We start from the raw sequence: 16089 nt of genomic DNA on the forward strand, positions 1-16089 counted from the left end.
GCCGCGTGCTGAATGTCAGCGGGGTCTCCCGTTCCTTCGGGGGCGTCTACGCCGTCCGCGACGTCTCGCTGAGCGTCGCGGACGGCGAGGTCTGCGGCGTCATCGGCCCGAACGGCGCCGGCAAGTCCACCCTGTTCAACCTGATCACCGGGCACCTGGCCGCCGACCACGGCCGCATCTCCTTCCTCGGGCAGCGCGTGGACCGGCTCGCGCCGCACCGCAGGGCCCGGATGGGCATGTCGATCGTCTTCCAGGCGGCCCGCGTGTTCCGCGGCATGACGGTCGAGGAGAACGTCATGGTGGGAGCGCACGGGCACACGCGGGCCGGGTTCGCCGCGGCGGCGCTGCGGCTGCCCCGGCACCAGGCCGACGAGCGCGAGATCGCCGCCGAGGCCGCCGACGCCCTGGCGCGCGTGGGGCTGGCCGAATGGGCGGACCGGCCCGCCGACCTGCTGCCGATCGGCCAGCAGCGGGCGCTGCAACTCGCCCGCGCCCTGTGCGCGCGGCCCCGGCTCCTGCTCCTCGACGAGCCCGCCTCCGGGCTGCGCGCCGAGGAGCGCGAGCGCCTCGCCACGCTCGTGGAGGAGCTGCGGGCGGCCGGGCTGACGATCCTGCTCATCGAGCACGACGTGGGGTTCGTGACCCGGCTGGCCGACCGCGTCGTGGTGCTCGACCTCGGGCGGGTCATCGCCGACGGCCCGCCCGCCGAGATCCGCTCCGACCCGGCGGTGCTGGCCGCCTACCTCGGACAGGCCTCATGATCGACGTCCAGGACCTGGTGGTCTCGTACGGCACCGCGACCGCGCTGGAGCACGTCACGCTCACCGTCGGCAAGGGCGAGATGGTGGCCCTGCTCGGCCCGAACGGCGCCGGCAAGTCCACCCTGGCCAACACGCTGGCCGGGCTGATCCGGCCCGCGTCCGGCACCGTGCGGGTCGGCGGGCGGCTCGCGCTCATCCCCGAGGGCCGCCAGCTCTTCCCCGACCTGACCGTCGCCGACAACCTCGCGCTGGGCGGCTGGCGCTCCGGGCAACGCGACCCCTCCCCCGTCTACGAGCTCCTGCCCCGCCTGGCCGAGCTGGCCTCCCGCCGCGCCGGGGTGCTGTCCGGCGGCGAGCAGCAGATGGTCGCCTTCGGCCGGGCCATGATGTCGCGCCCCGACGCGCTCGTCGTGGACGAGCTGTCACTCGGCCTCGCCCCCGCCGTCACCGCCGACCTCGCCGCGCACCTCGCCGAGCTGAACCGCACGCAAGGGCTGACCGTGCTGCTCATCGAGCAGAACGCGCGGCTGGCGTTCGAGCTGTGCCGGCGGGCGTACGTGCTGGAGTCCGGGCGGGTGGTCACCGGGGGCGACAGCGCCGAGCTGGCCGGCGACCCGCGCGTGGCCAGCGCGTACCTGGGCGGGGCGATCACATGAGCAGGCGATCACCCCTCACGAGAGGTCACATGAGCAGGGCGGTCACATGAGCAGGGCGGTCACATGAACGGCGGCAAGGGGGCGGCCCGACCATGAGCGCCTTCCTCACCTACCTCCTCAACGGGCTCGCGGTCGGCTCGGCCATCGCGCTCATCGCCAGCGGCCTGGTCGTCATCCACCGCGTCACCGGCGTCGTCAACTTCGCCCAGGGCACGTTCGCCGTCGTCGCGGGGCTGTGCACGTCCTCGCTGCTAGGGCTGGGCGTCCCGCACGGGGTCAGCGAGGTGGCCGCCGTCCTGGCCGCGGCCCTGGCGGGGCTGCTGACCGGCCTCGCCGCCGTCGGCAGGCCCGGCACCAGCCCGCTGTCGTCCCTGATCGTCACGCTCGGCGTGGGCGTGCTCGCGTACGCGGTGGAGATCGTCCTGTGGGGCGACCAGCCGCGCTCGGCGCCCGGCCTGGCCGGCTCGGTGACGCTGGCCGGAGCCCGCATCCAGACCCAGCACCTGCTCGTCATCGGCGTCGCCGCGGCGGCCTTCGCGCTGCTCGCGCTCTTCTTCGGCCGCACCTACCTCGGCAAGGCCCTGACCGCGTGCGCCTCCAACCCGTACGCCGCCCGCGTCGTCGGCATCGACGTGCGGCGGATGGGGCTGCTGGCGTTCGCGCTGGGCGGGCTGCTCGGCGGCATCGCCGGAGTGCTGGTCACACCGCTGCGGCCGATCTCGTTCGACACCGACGTCACGCTCATCGTCAACGGCTTCGCCGCCGCCGTCTTCGGCGCCCTCACCCGGCCCGTCGTCACGCTCGCCGGCGCGCTGCTGCTCGGCGTCGCCGAGACCATGGCCGCCGGCTACGGCTACGGCGCGCACCAACTGGAGGTCGCGCTGGGTCTCATGCTCGTCGTCATGATCGTGCAGGCCGGCCGCCGCCCGGCCATCTCCCAGGAGTCCGCGTGACCAGGCGGCTGGGGCTCGCCGCCGGCCTGCTGGTCGCCGCCGTCACGCTCGCCCTGCCCGCCGTCCTGGACGACAGCGCGCTGGCCGTCTACATCCTGCTCGGCCTGGCCGCCATGGTCACCGTCGGGGTGTCGCTGCTCATGGGGTACGCGGGCCAGGTGTCGCTCGGCCAGGGCGCCTTCTACGCCATCGGCGCCTACACCGCGGCCCTGCTCGCCCTGAACGGCGCTCCCCCGCTCCTGGGCCTGGTGGCCGCCCCCGTGGCCGCCGCGCTGTCGGCCCTGCTCATCGGCGTCCCGCTGCTCCGGCTGCGCGGCCACCACCTGGCCTTCGCCACCCTCGCCATGCAGCTCATCCTGCTGTCGCTGGCCGGACAGCTCGACTTCACCGGCGGCGACATCGGCCTCCAGGGCATCCCCCAGTTCTCTGTGGGCGCGTTCGAGGCGAGCAGCGCGTCCGTCTACGCGTACCTGACCTGGGCCGGCCTCGCCCTCGTCATGCTGATCACCCACAACGTCATCACCTCCCGCCCCGGCCGCGCCCTGCGCGCCCTGGCCACCAGCGAGATCGCCGCCGCCTCCGCGGGCATCCCCGTCGGACGCTACAAACTGGTCGTCTTCGCCCTCTCGGCCACGTTCGCCGGCCTCGCCGGCGGGATCTACTGCTTCTACACCGGGTACGTGGCGCCCGGCTCGTTCCCCGTGCTCATCTCCATCCAGTACATCGTGATGGCCGTGGTCGGCGGCCTCGGCACCATCTGGGGCGCCGTGGCCGGCGCCGCCGCGATCACCCTGCTGGTCCAGGGGCTCGACCGGCTGGCGTCGCTGCCGGGCATGCCGAGTTACGCGCCCAGCGTCCTGTCGTACGCGGTGTACGCGCTCGTCCTCATCGTGGTCGTCCTGTTCATGCCCCACGGCCTCGTCCCGGCCGTCTCCCGCCGCCTGTCGAGGAGGCGGGCGGAGGTCCCGTATCGGTGAAATCACCGGTCTCTCTTCAAGTCCTGACATCTGCGCGTAACACTGACGACGTGTCTCCTGACAAGCCTCCGTTACGCGGCCGGGGCGAGGAGGAACGCGCCCTGCTGCAGCTGCTCGACCGCGCCCGCGAAGGCGCCGGCGGGGCGCTGCTCCTCGTCGGTGCGCCCGGCATGGGCAAGACGGCGCTGCTCGACCTGGCCGCCGCCCACGCCGGCCCCGAGTTCCGCGTGCTGCGGGTCTCCGGGGTGGAGGCGGAGTCGCGGCTGCCGTACGCCGGGCTGCACGGCCTGCTGCGACCGGTCGCCGCGCACGCCTCCGCCCTGCCCGACGCGCAGGCGCGGGCCCTGCTTTCGGTGCTGGAGTCCGGTGCCCTGGATTCCGGTACGGGCGCCGGCGGGCTCGCGTTGCCCGCGGCGGTGCTCGGCCTGCTGTCGGCGGTGGCCGCCGGGCAGCCGGTGCTGGCCTGCGTGGACGACGTGGACCTGCTGGACGCGGACAGCCGGGACGTGCTGTCGTTCGCGGCCAGGCGGATCGCGGGCGAGCGGGTGGCGCTGCTGTTCACGGCCGGAGAGGGCCGGCCGTCGGCGATGCCGTGCACGGCCGGAGACAGCGAACGGCCGGTGATGTCGCCCGCGGCCGGAGAAGGCGAGCGGTCGGCCATGCCGGGGGTCCCCGTGCGCACGCTGGGCGGGCTGGACGGGGCGGCCGTGCGGGAGCTGGCTGATGACGTGGCTCGCGATCCGGCGGTGGGCAAGGTGGCGGAGGATCTGCTCGCCGCGCTGGACCACATCGCCAGGGGCAACCCCCTCGCTCTGGCCGAGCTGATCGGCGCGCTCACCCCCGACCAGCTCGCCGGCCTGGCCGCGCCGCCCGTGGCGCTGCCCAGGGGCGGGCGGGCGTGGCGGGGGCACGCGCGGCGGCTCGCGGCCCTGCCCGGCGAGGCGCAGCGGCTGCTCCTGTTGATCGCCGCCGACCCCGGGCTCGACCTGCCCACGCTGATCCGCGCGGCCCGCCCCTCGTGCGCGCTGACGGTGCTGGAGCCGGCCGAGCGGGCGGGCGTCCTGCAGTCCACCGGCGACCGGTACGACTTCCGCGACCCGGCCATGCGCGGCGTCGTCTACTACGGCGCGTCCCTCCTGAGGCGGCGCAGCGCCCACCGGCTCCTGGCCGCGCTGCTGGCGGACGAGCGGCCCGAGCCGCCCCGGCTGCGGCTGGCCTGGCACCGGGCGTGCGCGCTCGACGGCCCGCCCGCCGCCCTGGCCGACGACCTCGCCAAGGCCGCGCTCGACGCCCGTCCCGCGTACACGCATCCCGAGCCGTACCTGGCGCTGGAACGCGCGGCGGAGCTCACCGACCCGCACGACCCGGCCAAGGCCGAGCGGCTGGCCGCCGCCGCACGGTATGCGTGGGTGGCCGGACACCCGCAGGTGGCCCGTTCGCTGCTGGCCCGGCTGCGCAACCTCAGGGCGCCCGACGAGCTGCGCGCCCACGTCCAGCTCCTGCACGGCAGCCTGGAGCTGCTCGGCGGCGAGACCGGCAGCGCCCGCGAGGAGCTGCTCGCGGCGGCGGGCTGGCTCCTGGAGAGCCACCGCATGCTGGGGGTGCGCGCGCTGGTGCGGGCCGCCGACGCCAGCTACCGGGCGGGCGACAACCGCGCGTTCATCGCGATCGCCCGCCAGGCCGCCGCCCTGCGACGGCCGGACGAGACGGTGCCGACGCAGCTCATGTTCGAGTACCTCGCCGGGATGGCCTCCACGTTCAGCGGCTCGCACCAGGAGGCGGCGGCGCCGCTGCGGCGGGTGGTGGAGCTGGCAGAGTCGGTACGCGACCCGTCCGTGCTGGTGTGGGCGTGCGTGGCCAGCATGCTGCTCGGCGAGGACGCGACCGCGCACCGGCTGTCGGCCCGCGCCATCGAGGCGGCCCGGGTGCGCGGCGCGGTGTCGGCCATGCCGCAGCTCCTGGAGTACATGATCTACCCGGAGATCTGGATGGGCCGTTACGCCGCCGTGGCCGCGACGGCCGCGCAGGGCCTGCGGCTGGCGCAGGAGACCGGCCAGCTCAACATGGCCGCCCAGCACCTGGCCTGGCTGGCGATCACGGCGGCCGTGGAGGGCGACCAGGAGACGTGCCGGGCGCGCGCCGACGCGGCCATCGACCTGGCCAGTGCCCACGACCTGGGCATCGCGGGCGCGATCGGCAACTGGGCGCTGGCCTACCTGGACCTGGCCGGAGGCCGCCCCGCCGACGCGGCGAACCGGCTGCGGGCCGAGCGCCGCACCAACAACCACGTCGTCATCCGGGTCATGGCCACGCCGCACTTCATCGAGGCGTGCGCGCGTACCGGCGACCACGAGGCGGCCGGGGCCGCGCTGCGCGTGATGGAGCGGTGGGTGGGCAGCACGCGCAGCCCGGACCTGCGGGCGCTGGTGTCCCGCTGCCGCGCGCTGCTGGCCGGGCCCGGCGAGGCGGAGGAGCTGTTTAAGGAGGCGCTCGACCTGCACGGGCAGGGGGTGTACGAGTTCGAGGCGGCACGTACGAGACTCCTGTACGGGAGCGCGCTGCGGCGCGACCGGCGGCCCGGCGCGGCCAGGACGCACCTGCACGCGGCCCTGGAGACGTTCGAGCGGTACGGCGCCCGCCTGTGGACCGAGCAGGCCAGGGCCGAGCTGCGCGCCTCCGGCGACTCGGTGCGCCCCGCCTTCGACGCGACGACCGGCCAGCTCACGGCGCAGCAGCTGCAGATCGCCCGCATGGTCGCCGAGGGCGCCACCAACAAGGAGGTGGCCGAGCAGCTGTTCCTGAGCCGCCGCACCGTCGAGCACCACCTCAGGAACATCTTCAGCCGCCTCGGCATCCGCTCCCGCGTCGAACTGGTCAGGCTCATGACCTGAATTCAGGACCGGTGATTTCACCGATGCACGGCTTACTGCTCATCCGAACAATGGCCACAGAAAGCAGTCACCCCCCGATGAGCAGGGAGTATGACGACGTGCAGCTATCCACCCCCCGGTTCGGCGCGCGAACGTTGACCAAGCTCGCCCTCACCGTCTCACTGGTCGGCGGCGCCCTGATGGCCGCCTCCCCCGCCCAGGCTCAGGGTCCGTACGAGCGCGGCCCCGACCCCACGGACGCCATCCTCGAGGCGGGCCGCGGCCCGTTCTCGACCTCGCAGACCAGCGTCTCCTCGCTGAGCGTCAGCGGCTTCGGCGGCGGCACCATCTATTACCCGACCGACACCAGCCAGGGCACGTTCGGCGCGATCGCGATCTCGCCCGGGTACACGGCCAGGTGGTCGAGCCTGGCGTGGCTCGGCCCGCGCATCGCCTCGCACGGCTTCGTCGTGATCGGCATCGAGACCAACACGATCTACGACCAGCCCGCCAGCCGGGGCCGCCAGCTCCTGGCGGCGCTCGACTACCTGGTCGAGGACAGCTCGGCCACGGTACGCAGCCGCATCGACCCGTCGCGGCTCGCCGTCGCCGGGCACTCGATGGGCGGCGGCGGCACCCTGGAGGCGGCCAACGACCGGCCGTCGCTGCAGGCCGCCGTGCCGCTCGCGCCCTGGAACCTGACGAAGTCGTGGACGGGGGTGCGCGTGCCCACGATGATCATCGGTGGCGAGGCCGACACCGTCGCCCCGGTGGCCACGCACTCGGAGCTGTTCTACTCCAGCATCCCGGCCTCCTCGGAGAAGGCGTACCTGGAGCTGAACAACGCCAGCCACTTCTTCCCGCAGACCACCAACACCACGATGGCCAAGTCGATGGTGGCCTGGCTGAAGCGGTTCGTCGACGACGACACCCGCTACGAGCGGTTCCTGTGCCCGCCGCCCAGCGGGCTGTCGATCGAGGAGTACCGCCACACCTGCCCCAGCTCGTGACGACCTGATCCGCCGATGGCGGCCGTCTGCCCGCGGCCGCCATCGGCCTTCCTACGCTGTGGCTTGCCACGCCTTGCCCGCGAGGGCGGCGTCGAGGGGCGTGCCGGTCACGTTCGCCGCCCAGTTCGCCATCGTCGTGAACGCGGCCTGCGCGATCACCTCCAGCACCTGCTCCCGCGAGTACCCGGCGGCCAGCACCGCGGCGAGGTCGTCCGCCGCCACCAGCCCGCCGGTGCGCAGGATCGCCCCGGTGAACGCGGACAGCGCGCTGACCTGCTCGCCCTTGCCCTCTCGCAGCGCCTCGATCACCTCGGGCGCCAGGCCCGCCCGCTCGGCGAACACGGTGTGCGCGGCCACGGACCAGGCGCACCGGTTCGCCACGCTGACCGTGAGCCCGACCACCTCGCGCTCGGCGGGGCTCAGCGCGGACTGCCGCAGCGCCCGCTGCAACTGGTTGAACCCGTCGATCGCGGCCGGGGCCGCCGCGAGGCTCCCCGCCAGGTTGGGCACGAACCCCACCCGCTGCCGCAGCTCGTCCAGCGGCTGCCGGGACGCCTCGGGCGCCGATTCGACGGTGTGCACGGTGAAGACGGTCATCTCGTCCGACCTCCGTGGGAGGGCCAGGAGCACGTCCCCTGGCCGGGCTCCTCACTGTCGGCGGCCCGGCGCCGCGTTCCAATTCCCTCCGGGGGAAGTGCGTGCGGGCGCGCGGCGTCGTTCACTGTGAGGGTGAGCACCCCACTCGGCGATCTGCTGCGCCACTGGCGGCGGGTACGGCGGATGAGCCAGCTCGCCCTGGCCCACCACGCGCAGGTCTCGCCGCGCCACCTCAGCTTCGTCGAGAGCGGCCGCTCCACCCCCAGCCGCGAGTGGATCATGGGTTTGGCCGGCGCGCTCCAGATCCCGCTGCGCGAACGCAACGACCTGCTGCTCGCGGCCGGCTACGCCCCCGCCTACCGCGAAACGGGCATTGCCGAGCCGACGATGGCCACGATCAGGGCGGCCCTGGAGCGCGTCCTGACCCATCACGAGCCGTATCCGGCCGTGGTCATGGACCGCCACTGGAACATCACGCAGGCCAACCACCCCGCCGAGGTCATGTTCGGCTACTTGCGCGCCACCCCGCCCGCGACCGCCTCCGCCAACGTGATCAGGCTCATGTTCGACCCCGCGAGCTGCGCCCGCACGTCGCCAACTGGGACGAGGTGGCCCCCGCTCTCATCCAGCGCGTGCACCGCGAGGCGGTCGGCGGCCTCCCGGACGCCACCACCCGCGCCCTGCTGGAGGAGATCCTGCCTCCCGACCGGCGCGGGCCCGACCTCAGAGCCCCGCTCCTGCCGGTCGTCCCGGTCACCTTCGCCAAGGACGGCCTGACCGTCAGCTACTTCTCCATGATCACCACCGTCGGCACCCCGCAGGACGTCACGGCCCAGGAACTGCGCGTGGAGAGCTTCTACCCGGCCGACCCCGCCACGGAGAAGCACCGGTGGGCATGAACCGCATAGCGTAGCCCTGTGACGTTCACGACATCCCCCGCCTCCGCCGCCGACGCCGACGCGGTGGGCGAGATCCACGCGGAGTCCTGGAGGGCCGCCAACGCGCCCTTCTTCGCGCCGCGGTTCTTCGCCGACGCCCTGCGGCACCGCCGCACCAAGTGGCACGACGTCCTGGCGTCCGAGGACAAGAACACCGTTCTGCTCGCCTTCCTGGACGGCCGCCCGCTGGCCTTCTCCTACTTCGGCCCCTCGGCCGCCCACCCGGGCTCCGTGGAGATCTACGGCTTCTACGGCCATCCGGACGGCTGGGGCAGCGGCATCGCCTCGGCCCTGATGACCGCGACCCTCGACCGCATCCGCGCGGACGGCTTCGGCCACGTTCACCTGTGGACGCTGCGCGACACCCCGCAGTCGCGCCGCTTCTACACCAAGAGCGGCTTCACCGAGTCCGGCACCGTGCGCACCCACGACTACGGCGACGGCAACCCGCTCCCCCAGGTCGAGTACGAGCTGAGGTTTCCGGCCTAGGCGTGCTGCCTGCGCACCATCTCGCTGATCCAGACGGGCGCGAACGGGGACGTGCAGCCCGGCGACGTCGGGTAGTCCTTGAGCACCTGGAGGCGTTCACCGATGTCGACGGCGCGGGCGCGGTGCTCGGCGTGCTCGATGCCGATCTGCGCCAGGCAGTGGTTCATCGCCCACTGCAGGCGGTCGGGGGCGTCCTTCATCTCGGCCTCGATCACGTCGAGCAGCCCCGGCAGGTCGAGGCCCTCGGGCTTCTTCGCCACCCGTTCGGTCGTCAGCGCCCACCCGGCGCTGGCCACCACCGGGTCAGGATCGGCGGACCAGGCCACGCGCAGCTCCTCCGCGTGCGGACTCTTCTTCACCACGTAACTGACCAGCCAGTCGTGCACCTTGGGCGGGCGCGCCTGGCGGATCATGGTGTCCAGCTCGTCCCGCCCGAACGCCTTCGGCCGGCAGATCAGCAACGCCAGCAGGCGCGCGGCGGTGTCGCCGGTCTCCCAGAGCTGCCGGGCCAGCTCCTGCTGGGTCTTCAGGCGCTTGGCGAGGGCGCGCAGCTTGCCGAGGTTCACGCCGTGGTCGTCGCCGTGCCGCTCGTTCACCTCCCGGATCCGCGGATCCTCCAGCGCGGCCAGCTCGGCCATCACCTCAGCCACCGTCTCCCCGGTCACCGGCTTTCCCGCCACCGTCGCCCCGGTCACCGTCTTCCCAGCCTCCGTCGCCCCGGCCACCTCTGCCTCCCGCCGTCGTCGTCCCGGCTGAGAGCCTATGCGGTGCGGTGCCCCACCAGCACTAGCACCGAAATTGACGGTGCCGTTGGTTAGGGTCCGGCGCATGGCCGTTCGACCCACCACCCACTGGCGCGAGAACGTCGCCGAGGAGGCCCGCCTGGTCGCCTCGGGCGAGCTCGACCCCGCCGACGCGTACGCCGCGGAGCTGTTCCCCGAGTCCATGCTGCTCGGCACCGACGAGGTCCTGTCCCGCTTCGAGGCCGACCTCGCCGCGCTGTCGGCCCCCTCCGACGAGGAGGTGTTCGCGGCCGTCGAGCGGGCGGTGCTCGCCCTCAACCAGGTGAACGAGCAGCACGGCGAGGCCGCCTACGAAACCGGCGAGCGCGAACACCTGTGCGCCTTCATCGAGGAGTCGATCGTCGAGGCCGGCATCGACGTCGACGCGTTAGCGGCCCGCCACGGCCTGACCCGCCACGAGATCACCGACAAGTGGCGAGAGTGGTGAACGACGTTCGCGTGCCCTGAACGCCGTTTAATCAAGCTGAACGGTGATCGTTGTTCGAGTACGGTGTGGAAGTGCCTCTCTCAGACTCCGCCGACGGCTCAGTGTGGCTGCGCCGCGAGCGCCCGCTTCGCGACCGCCGGCTCAGCCGCGCCCACATCGTGGGCGCCGCCGTCCCCGTGCTGGACACCGAGGGGCACCGGGGCCTCTCCATGCGCCGGATCGCCACCGACCTCGGAGTGACGGCCGGCTCTCTCTACTGGTACGTCCGCACCAAGGACGACGTGCTGGAGCTGGCGCTCGACCGGGTGCTCGGCGAGGTGAACGCCGACCCCGAGGAGCCCGACTGGCGGCACGGGCTGGCCGCGCTCGCCCGCAACACCCGCGCGATGCTGCTGCGCCACCGCTGGGCGCTGCTGGAGCTGACCGTCCGGCCCAACCTGGGCCCCAACGCCTTCACGCTGGCCGAGACGGGCCTGCACCTCCTGTCCAGGGCCGGCTTCGCCGACGCCGACCTCGACGCCGCCATGGCCACGGTCAACGACCAGGTGGTGGGCGCCGTGATCGCCGAGGTCGCCTGGCGCGACACGCTGACCCGCATGCGGGAGAGCGGCGCGGAGTGGACCCAGCACGCCACCACGGCGTACCTGCGCGACGTCGCCGCCCGCCACCCGCTCCTGGCCCACCGCATGGCCGCCGGCAAGGGGGCCGACGTGGAGCGAGACAGCGAACGCCGCTTCGAGTTCGCCCTGAGCTGCCTGCTGGCGGGGTTGTCGGCAACCTGCGACGCGACAATCCCGAGCGAACACCCCCAAGCAGCACCCGCAGCCCGCTGACCACCGGCCGCCGCTCACAGGCGAACGACCGCCGGAGACCACTCACGGCCGACCGACGCGCGCGAGCGGCCAGCCGACGAAAGCCGCTCACCGGCGGGCAGCGAAGACCGATCACCAGCAGCCGACGCGCGCGAGCGGGCAGCCAACGGAGGCCGTTCATCGGCGGCCGACGGGCACGAGCGGCCCGCCGACGCGGGCGAGCGCCCGGCCGATGGAGGCCCTTCAGCGGCAGCCTGGCCCAAGCGAGCGGCCCGCCGACAGAGGCAGCTCACCAGCCGCCACGGGCGCGAGCGTGCGGCCGGCGGAAGCCGATCACCGGCGGACGGCCGGCGCGGGCGGGTGGGCGAGGCTGGGCGGGTGCCGGGAGGGGCTCTACTCGTCAGCCGATGGTGGGGCGGTGTTGCCCTTGACGCATCTCAGCACGAGGAACACGGGGAACCTGGCGGCATCCGGACGTTTCGCGGCCCACTCGGGGGCGGGCTCGGGCTCCGCCATCTCATCCACCCACAGGTCGTGGCGGCGCAGGGTGTTGACGTACGTCGAGAGCGTGCGGTGGTTCGCGCCCACCTGGCGGCGCAGCGACGACAGCTCGCCGTCGGCCCGCCACCACCCCTCGTCGTAGTAACGCCCGTCACCGCCCGCCCACGACCCCGACACCCCTGTGCCGCCGGGGAAGCAGGGGTGCAGGATCGAGCACATGAAGACGCCGCCGGGCCGGAGGGCCGCGGCGGTGGTGGCCACGGCGCCCTCCAGGTCGTCGATGTCGGACAGCCCGAAACTGCACACCACGGCGTCGAACACCCCGAGCTCCCGCACCGAGCCCGCCCCCGCCGAAACGGTGGCGTCGGCGTGGAGGTAGCGGATGCCGAGCGGGGATTCGCGTTCGGCCGCCTCCGCCTTCGCGATCAGCGCGGCCGAGAGGTCGGCGCCCACGACCGAGGCGCCGCGCCGGGCGAGTGCCCGGCTGATGCGCCCGTGGCCGCAGGCGAGGTCGAGGACGCGCCGCCCGGCCACCGGCTCGGCCAGGGAGAGCAGGCGGCGCGCGGCGGGGTCGTCGACGGTGTCGGTCCAGCCGGCCGCGTAGAAGTCGGCGATCTCGTCGTACCGGGCGGTGCCTGCCATGCCCCGACCTTAGGCGAGCCGGCGGTGGCGGCAGAAGGGGTGTTCATCGAGCGCGGAATCGGCGTCCCGCCAGCCAGAACAGGGCGAGGGCGATCAGCTCGACGGCGGCGGCCACGGCGGGCAGCCAGCCGCTGCCGTGCCCGGCGAGCACCAGCCCGCCCACCGCGCCCCCGCCGGACACGCCGGCGTAGACGGCGCTGCTGTTGAGCGCGAGCGCCTGCGGCCCGGCCGGGCCGGCCAGGGCGAGCAGGCGGGTCTGGGCGGGCGGCGGGATCCACCAGGACACGCCCGCCCACACGGCCAGGAGGGGCAGCAGCGCCGGCAGCGGCACGGGCCGCAGGAGCAGGCAGGCGCTGAAGACGGCCATCACCGCCGCGAACCCCACGATCCCGGCGATCAGCGCCCGGTCGGGGCCCCACCGGTCGGCGGCCCGCCCGCCGAGCTGCCCGCCGGCGAACCCGGCGACCCCCGCCAGCACGAACACCCAGCCCAGCTCGACGGGCCCCGCCCCGGCCAGGTCGTGCAGGAACGGGGCGAGGTAGGTCAGCACCATCATGCTGCCCAGCACGATCGCCACGATCCCGAGCAGCCCGAGCAGCACTTCGGCGCGGGCCAGCGGCGCCAGCCGGTCCCGGACGGGCATGGCGGCGACGGGCGGCGTCTCCGGCAGGGTCGCCAGGAGGGCCGCCAGCGCGACCAGCCCCAGCGCCCCGCCGACCCCGAACGTGGCCTGCCAACCGAACGCGCCGCCCACCCACGTGCCGATGGGCACGCCGAGCGCGAGCGACCCGGTCAGCCCGCCCATCACGAGGGCCAGGTAGCGGCCCTGGCGGCCGTCGGGGGCGAGGGTGGTGGCGATGGCGTACGCGGCGGGCACGACGGCCGCCGCCGCCACCGCCGCCAGCACGCGCAGGCCCATGAGCAGGGCGTACGAGGTGGTGAACGCCGCCGCCCAGTTGGCCACGACGAACACCGCGAGCGCGCCGGTGAGCAGCCGCCGGCGCGGCCAGGTGGCGGTCACCACGGAGGCGACGGGCGCGGCCAGCGCGAACGCGAGCGAGAAGGCGGTGACGAGCTGCCCGCCCGCCGCCTCGCTGACGCCGAGGTCGGCGGAGACGGCGGGCAGGACGCCGGCGATCACGTAGTCGTCGGTGGCGAAGGTGAACGTGGTGAACACCAGGGCGAGCAGCCAGGCGGGCAGGCGGGCGCGCTGCCGTACGGCGACGGGCATGGGGATCCCCTCGATAAAGGTAACGACTGTTTCCCCGTTAGGGTAACAGTCGTCACCTCAATGACGTCAAAGGGAATCGCGATGGCCAGGACCGCCGACCCGCACCGCCGCGCCGAGCTGCTCGACCAGATCGTCGACTACCTGGCCGACCACGGCCTCTCGACGTTGTCGATGCGGCCGCTGGCCCAGCACCTGGGCAAGTCCACGCGGGTGCTGACCCACCACTTCGCCGACAAGGAGGCCCTGCTGTCGGCCACCATGGAGCGCCTGGACGAGCGGCACCGCGCCTGGCTGCGCTCCCTGCCGGGCTGGTCGGGGGCCGACAGCGTGGGGACGATCATCCGGCGCACCTGGGACTGGCAGGCGCAGGAGGAGAACCTGCCGGTCGCCCGGCTGATCCACGAGATCGAGGGGCTGGCGGCGGCGGGCAAGCTCGCCGGGCACGTGCCCAGGCTGCTGGCGGACCGGTCGGAGTTCGTGGCGGGGCTGCTGCGGGAGCGGGGGGTGCCCGAGGCCGACGCCCTGCGGATCTCCACGCTGGCCAACTCGGCGTACACGGGGCTGCAGATCGACTTCCTCACCACCGGCGACCGGGAGCGGGTGGAGGCGGCGCTGGACCAGCTCTGCGCCCTGGTGGACGAGTGGGTCGCCGCCGCCACCTGAGCAAGCGCCACCTCGTGAGCAGGCACCACCTCGTGAGCAGGCACCACTTCATGAGCAGGCACCACCTCCTGAGCAGGCACCACCTGAGCGGGGGCCACCTGGGCGGGCGCCCCGAGGCAAAGTCTCCGTCATGGCGGCGCATGGTTGCGGTCTGACCGCCTCCGCGACCCCGGCGGCCGGTAGGAGGCTGATCCCCGGGTCGAGCAGGCACGAGGCGGGGGTAGGACATGGGCGGCAGGCCCGGGATCGCGGCGCTCATCGCGCTCGCCGCGCTGAGCGGCAGCGGCTGGGCCCCAGCCTCCGCCACCACGCCGAGCATCGGCCGCGCCACCATCCCCGCACCGCTCGACAACCGAGCCGCAGCCTCCGCACCGCTCGACGGCCGAGCCGCAGCCGCAGCCTCCGCACCGCTGGACGGCCGAGCCGCAGCCTCCGCGCCGCTCGGCGGCCGGGTTCCAGCCCCAGCGCAGGCCCCAGCCTCACCACCGCTCACCGCGCGCGGCGGCGGCCGGCTCGCGGCCCCGCACCGCTCGACGGCCGGGCTCCGGCCCCAGCGCCGGCTCCAGCGCCGCCACCGCTCGCCGCGCGGAGCGGCGGCCGGGTCGCGGTCCCCTCGCCGCCGAACCCCGCCCTCCCCTCCCAGCCCGGCCCCGACTCCCCCACCCGGCCGGGCCCGGACCCGGCTCCGCCGCCGGGCGCCGACCCCGGTCCCGCCGTCCCGCCCTCGCCGGTGGACCCGTCCCCCATCGGCCCGAGCCTGCACCTCACCGGGGACCTCAGCCCCGTGGTGGCCGGCACCGAGTCCCGTTACACGCTGACCGTCACCAACACCGGCGACCAGCCCGCGGACGGCGTGATCGTGGCCGCCCTCCTCGACCACAACGCCACCCCCGGCCGCCTTCCCTCGGGCTGCTCCCGCACCGGCCGCACGATCACCTGCGGCGGCCCCGGCCTCACCGTCCCGGCGGGCCGCGGCGTCACGTACGAGCTGCCGATCACCACCGACCCGGCCCTGAGGGACGGCACGACGCTCACCCACCGCGCCCACGTCTCCGCCCCCGGCGCCTCAGGGGACGAGTCGCAGTCCACCGCGCAGGCCATGACCAGGGCGGACGTCGAGCTGGTCAAGACGGCCACCACCGGGGACGGCACGATCACCTACACGCTGACGGTCACGAACCGCGGCCCGTCACAGGCGACGGACGTCACCGTCCAGGACCCGACCGGGGCGACGATCGCCGCCCGCCCCGCCGAGTGCCCGGGAGACGGCCCCACCCTGTCGTGCCCCATCGGCCCGCTGCCGCCGAACGAGAGCAGGACGCTCACGTTCACGGTCACTCCCAGCACCACGGGCGTCGTGCGGAACTGCGCCACGGTCAGCACGGGCGATCGCGAGGAGCGTACGGCTGACAACCGCTCCTGCGCGGACGCGCTGGTGGAGCCGGCGCCGTCACCGTCCAAGAGCCCCAAGAAGAGCAGGCGGGAGGAGCCTGAGGCGCCGCTCGCCGAGGCGCTGCCGCCCGAGCCCGCCCCGCCCACCGCGCAGACCGGCGCCGCCGCCGACCGGAACGACGTGCCGCCCCCGGCGCACCACCTCAGCCCCGAGCTGCCCCTGACCGGCGCCTCGTTCTGGATGCTGGGCCTCGGCGTCGCGGTGCTGCTCGCGATCGGCCTGCTCGTGCGGTACTTCTCACGCCGGGACGACCGTCGGGACGACCGCCATGATGAGCACCGTGCCGAGACCGGGCAGGAGAGCTGA

15 protein-coding genes and 1 pseudogene are annotated in these 16089 nt (G+C 74.2%); 12 read left to right on the plus strand and 4 right to left on the minus strand.

Annotation, left to right across the window (positions count from 1 at the left end):
* The first annotated feature begins 5 nt into the window (after window positions 1–5).
* The 6 genes from KIS93_RS46770 to KIS93_RS46795 all read left to right on the plus strand — a co-directional run bounded on the left by KIS93_RS46770 (window position 6) and on the right by KIS93_RS46795 (window position 7227).
* Window positions 6–761, plus strand: coding sequence for an ABC transporter ATP-binding protein (locus KIS93_RS46770; RefSeq protein ID WP_080041745.1), 756 nt, complete (start codon window positions 6–8; stop codon window positions 759–761).
* A complete protein-coding gene (locus tag KIS93_RS46775) occupies window positions 758–1417 on the plus strand; it encodes an ABC transporter ATP-binding protein (RefSeq protein ID WP_080041746.1) in 660 nt (219 codons plus the stop codon). Before KIS93_RS46770 ends, KIS93_RS46775 begins: the two co-directional genes overlap by 4 nt.
* 92 nt (window positions 1418–1509) lie before the next feature.
* Window positions 1510–2370, plus strand: a complete 861-nt coding sequence (locus KIS93_RS46780; RefSeq protein ID WP_080041747.1) for a branched-chain amino acid ABC transporter permease — start codon at window positions 1510–1512, stop codon at window positions 2368–2370.
* Entirely contained in the window at window positions 2367–3347 is a 981-nt protein-coding gene (locus tag KIS93_RS46785; protein WP_230465472.1) for a branched-chain amino acid ABC transporter permease, read from the plus strand. Before KIS93_RS46780 ends, KIS93_RS46785 begins: the two co-directional genes overlap by 4 nt.
* Before the next feature lie 50 nt (window positions 3348–3397).
* Window positions 3398–6238 carry a helix-turn-helix transcriptional regulator gene (locus tag KIS93_RS46790; protein ID WP_080041748.1) on the plus strand — a complete coding sequence of 947 codons (2841 nt, stop codon included), beginning with the start codon at window positions 3398–3400 and terminating at the stop codon, window positions 6236–6238.
* 77 nt (window positions 6239–6315) lie between these two features.
* Window positions 6316–7227 carry an alpha/beta hydrolase family protein gene (locus tag KIS93_RS46795; RefSeq protein ID WP_080041749.1) on the plus strand — a complete coding sequence of 304 codons (912 nt, stop codon included), beginning with the start codon at window positions 6316–6318 and terminating at the stop codon, window positions 7225–7227.
* A 51-nt stretch (window positions 7228–7278) separates the two neighbouring features.
* Here KIS93_RS46795 and KIS93_RS46800 read toward each other — a convergent pair whose 3' ends face one another.
* Entirely contained in the window at window positions 7279–7824 is a 546-nt protein-coding gene (locus KIS93_RS46800) for a carboxymuconolactone decarboxylase family protein (protein WP_155128330.1), read from the minus strand.
* Between the two features lie 183 nt (window positions 7825–8007).
* Between KIS93_RS46800 and KIS93_RS46805 the strand changes: the two are divergent.
* Both KIS93_RS46805 and KIS93_RS46810 read left to right on the plus strand, forming a co-directional pair.
* Window positions 8008–8723 (plus strand): annotated as a pseudogene (locus KIS93_RS46805) (helix-turn-helix domain-containing protein).
* A gap of 18 nt (window positions 8724–8741) precedes the next feature.
* A complete protein-coding gene (locus KIS93_RS46810; RefSeq protein ID WP_080041751.1) occupies window positions 8742–9251 on the plus strand; it encodes a GNAT family N-acetyltransferase in 510 nt (169 codons plus the stop codon).
* Here KIS93_RS46810 and KIS93_RS46815 read toward each other — a convergent pair.
* Window positions 9248–9889, minus strand: coding sequence for a DNA alkylation repair protein (locus tag KIS93_RS46815; RefSeq protein WP_155129882.1), 642 nt, complete (start codon window positions 9887–9889; stop codon window positions 9248–9250). The two genes, KIS93_RS46810 and KIS93_RS46815, sit on opposite strands and share 4 nt — an antisense overlap.
* 190 nt (window positions 9890–10079) lie before the next feature.
* On the opposite strand from KIS93_RS46815, the gene KIS93_RS46820 reads away from it, so the two are divergent.
* On the plus strand, window positions 10080–10481 hold the full coding sequence (locus tag KIS93_RS46820; protein ID WP_080041752.1) for a hypothetical protein: 402 nt from the start codon (window positions 10080–10082) through the stop codon (window positions 10479–10481).
* 71 nt (window positions 10482–10552) lie between these two features.
* Window positions 10553–11314: a TetR/AcrR family transcriptional regulator gene (locus tag KIS93_RS46825; RefSeq protein ID WP_186404831.1), complete on the plus strand. Its 762-nt coding sequence runs from the start codon at window positions 10553–10555 to the stop codon at window positions 11312–11314.
* A gap of 372 nt (window positions 11315–11686) precedes the next feature.
* On the opposite strand, the gene KIS93_RS46830 is transcribed toward KIS93_RS46825, so the two are convergent.
* Window positions 11687–12436, minus strand: a complete 750-nt coding sequence (locus KIS93_RS46830; RefSeq protein WP_080041754.1) for a class I SAM-dependent methyltransferase — start codon at window positions 12434–12436, stop codon at window positions 11687–11689.
* A gap of 43 nt (window positions 12437–12479) precedes the next feature.
* Window positions 12480–13667, minus strand: a complete 1188-nt coding sequence (locus KIS93_RS46835; RefSeq protein ID WP_080041755.1) for an MFS transporter — start codon at window positions 13665–13667, stop codon at window positions 12480–12482.
* An 81-nt stretch (window positions 13668–13748) separates the two neighbouring features.
* Here KIS93_RS46835 and KIS93_RS46840 point away from each other — a divergent pair, with 81 nt between their 5' ends.
* On the plus strand, window positions 13749–14330 hold the full coding sequence (locus KIS93_RS46840; protein WP_080041756.1) for a TetR/AcrR family transcriptional regulator: 582 nt from the start codon (window positions 13749–13751) through the stop codon (window positions 14328–14330).
* Window positions 14331–15060: 730 nt separating this feature from the next.
* Window positions 15061–16089, plus strand: a complete 1029-nt coding sequence (locus KIS93_RS46845) for a DUF7507 domain-containing protein (protein WP_186404832.1) — start codon at window positions 15061–15063, stop codon at window positions 16087–16089.

It is taken from the genome of [Actinomadura] parvosata subsp. kistnae (assembly GCF_900323885.1).
GTDB classification, from domain to species: Bacteria; Actinomycetota; Actinomycetes; order Streptosporangiales; family Streptosporangiaceae; genus Nonomuraea; species Nonomuraea composti.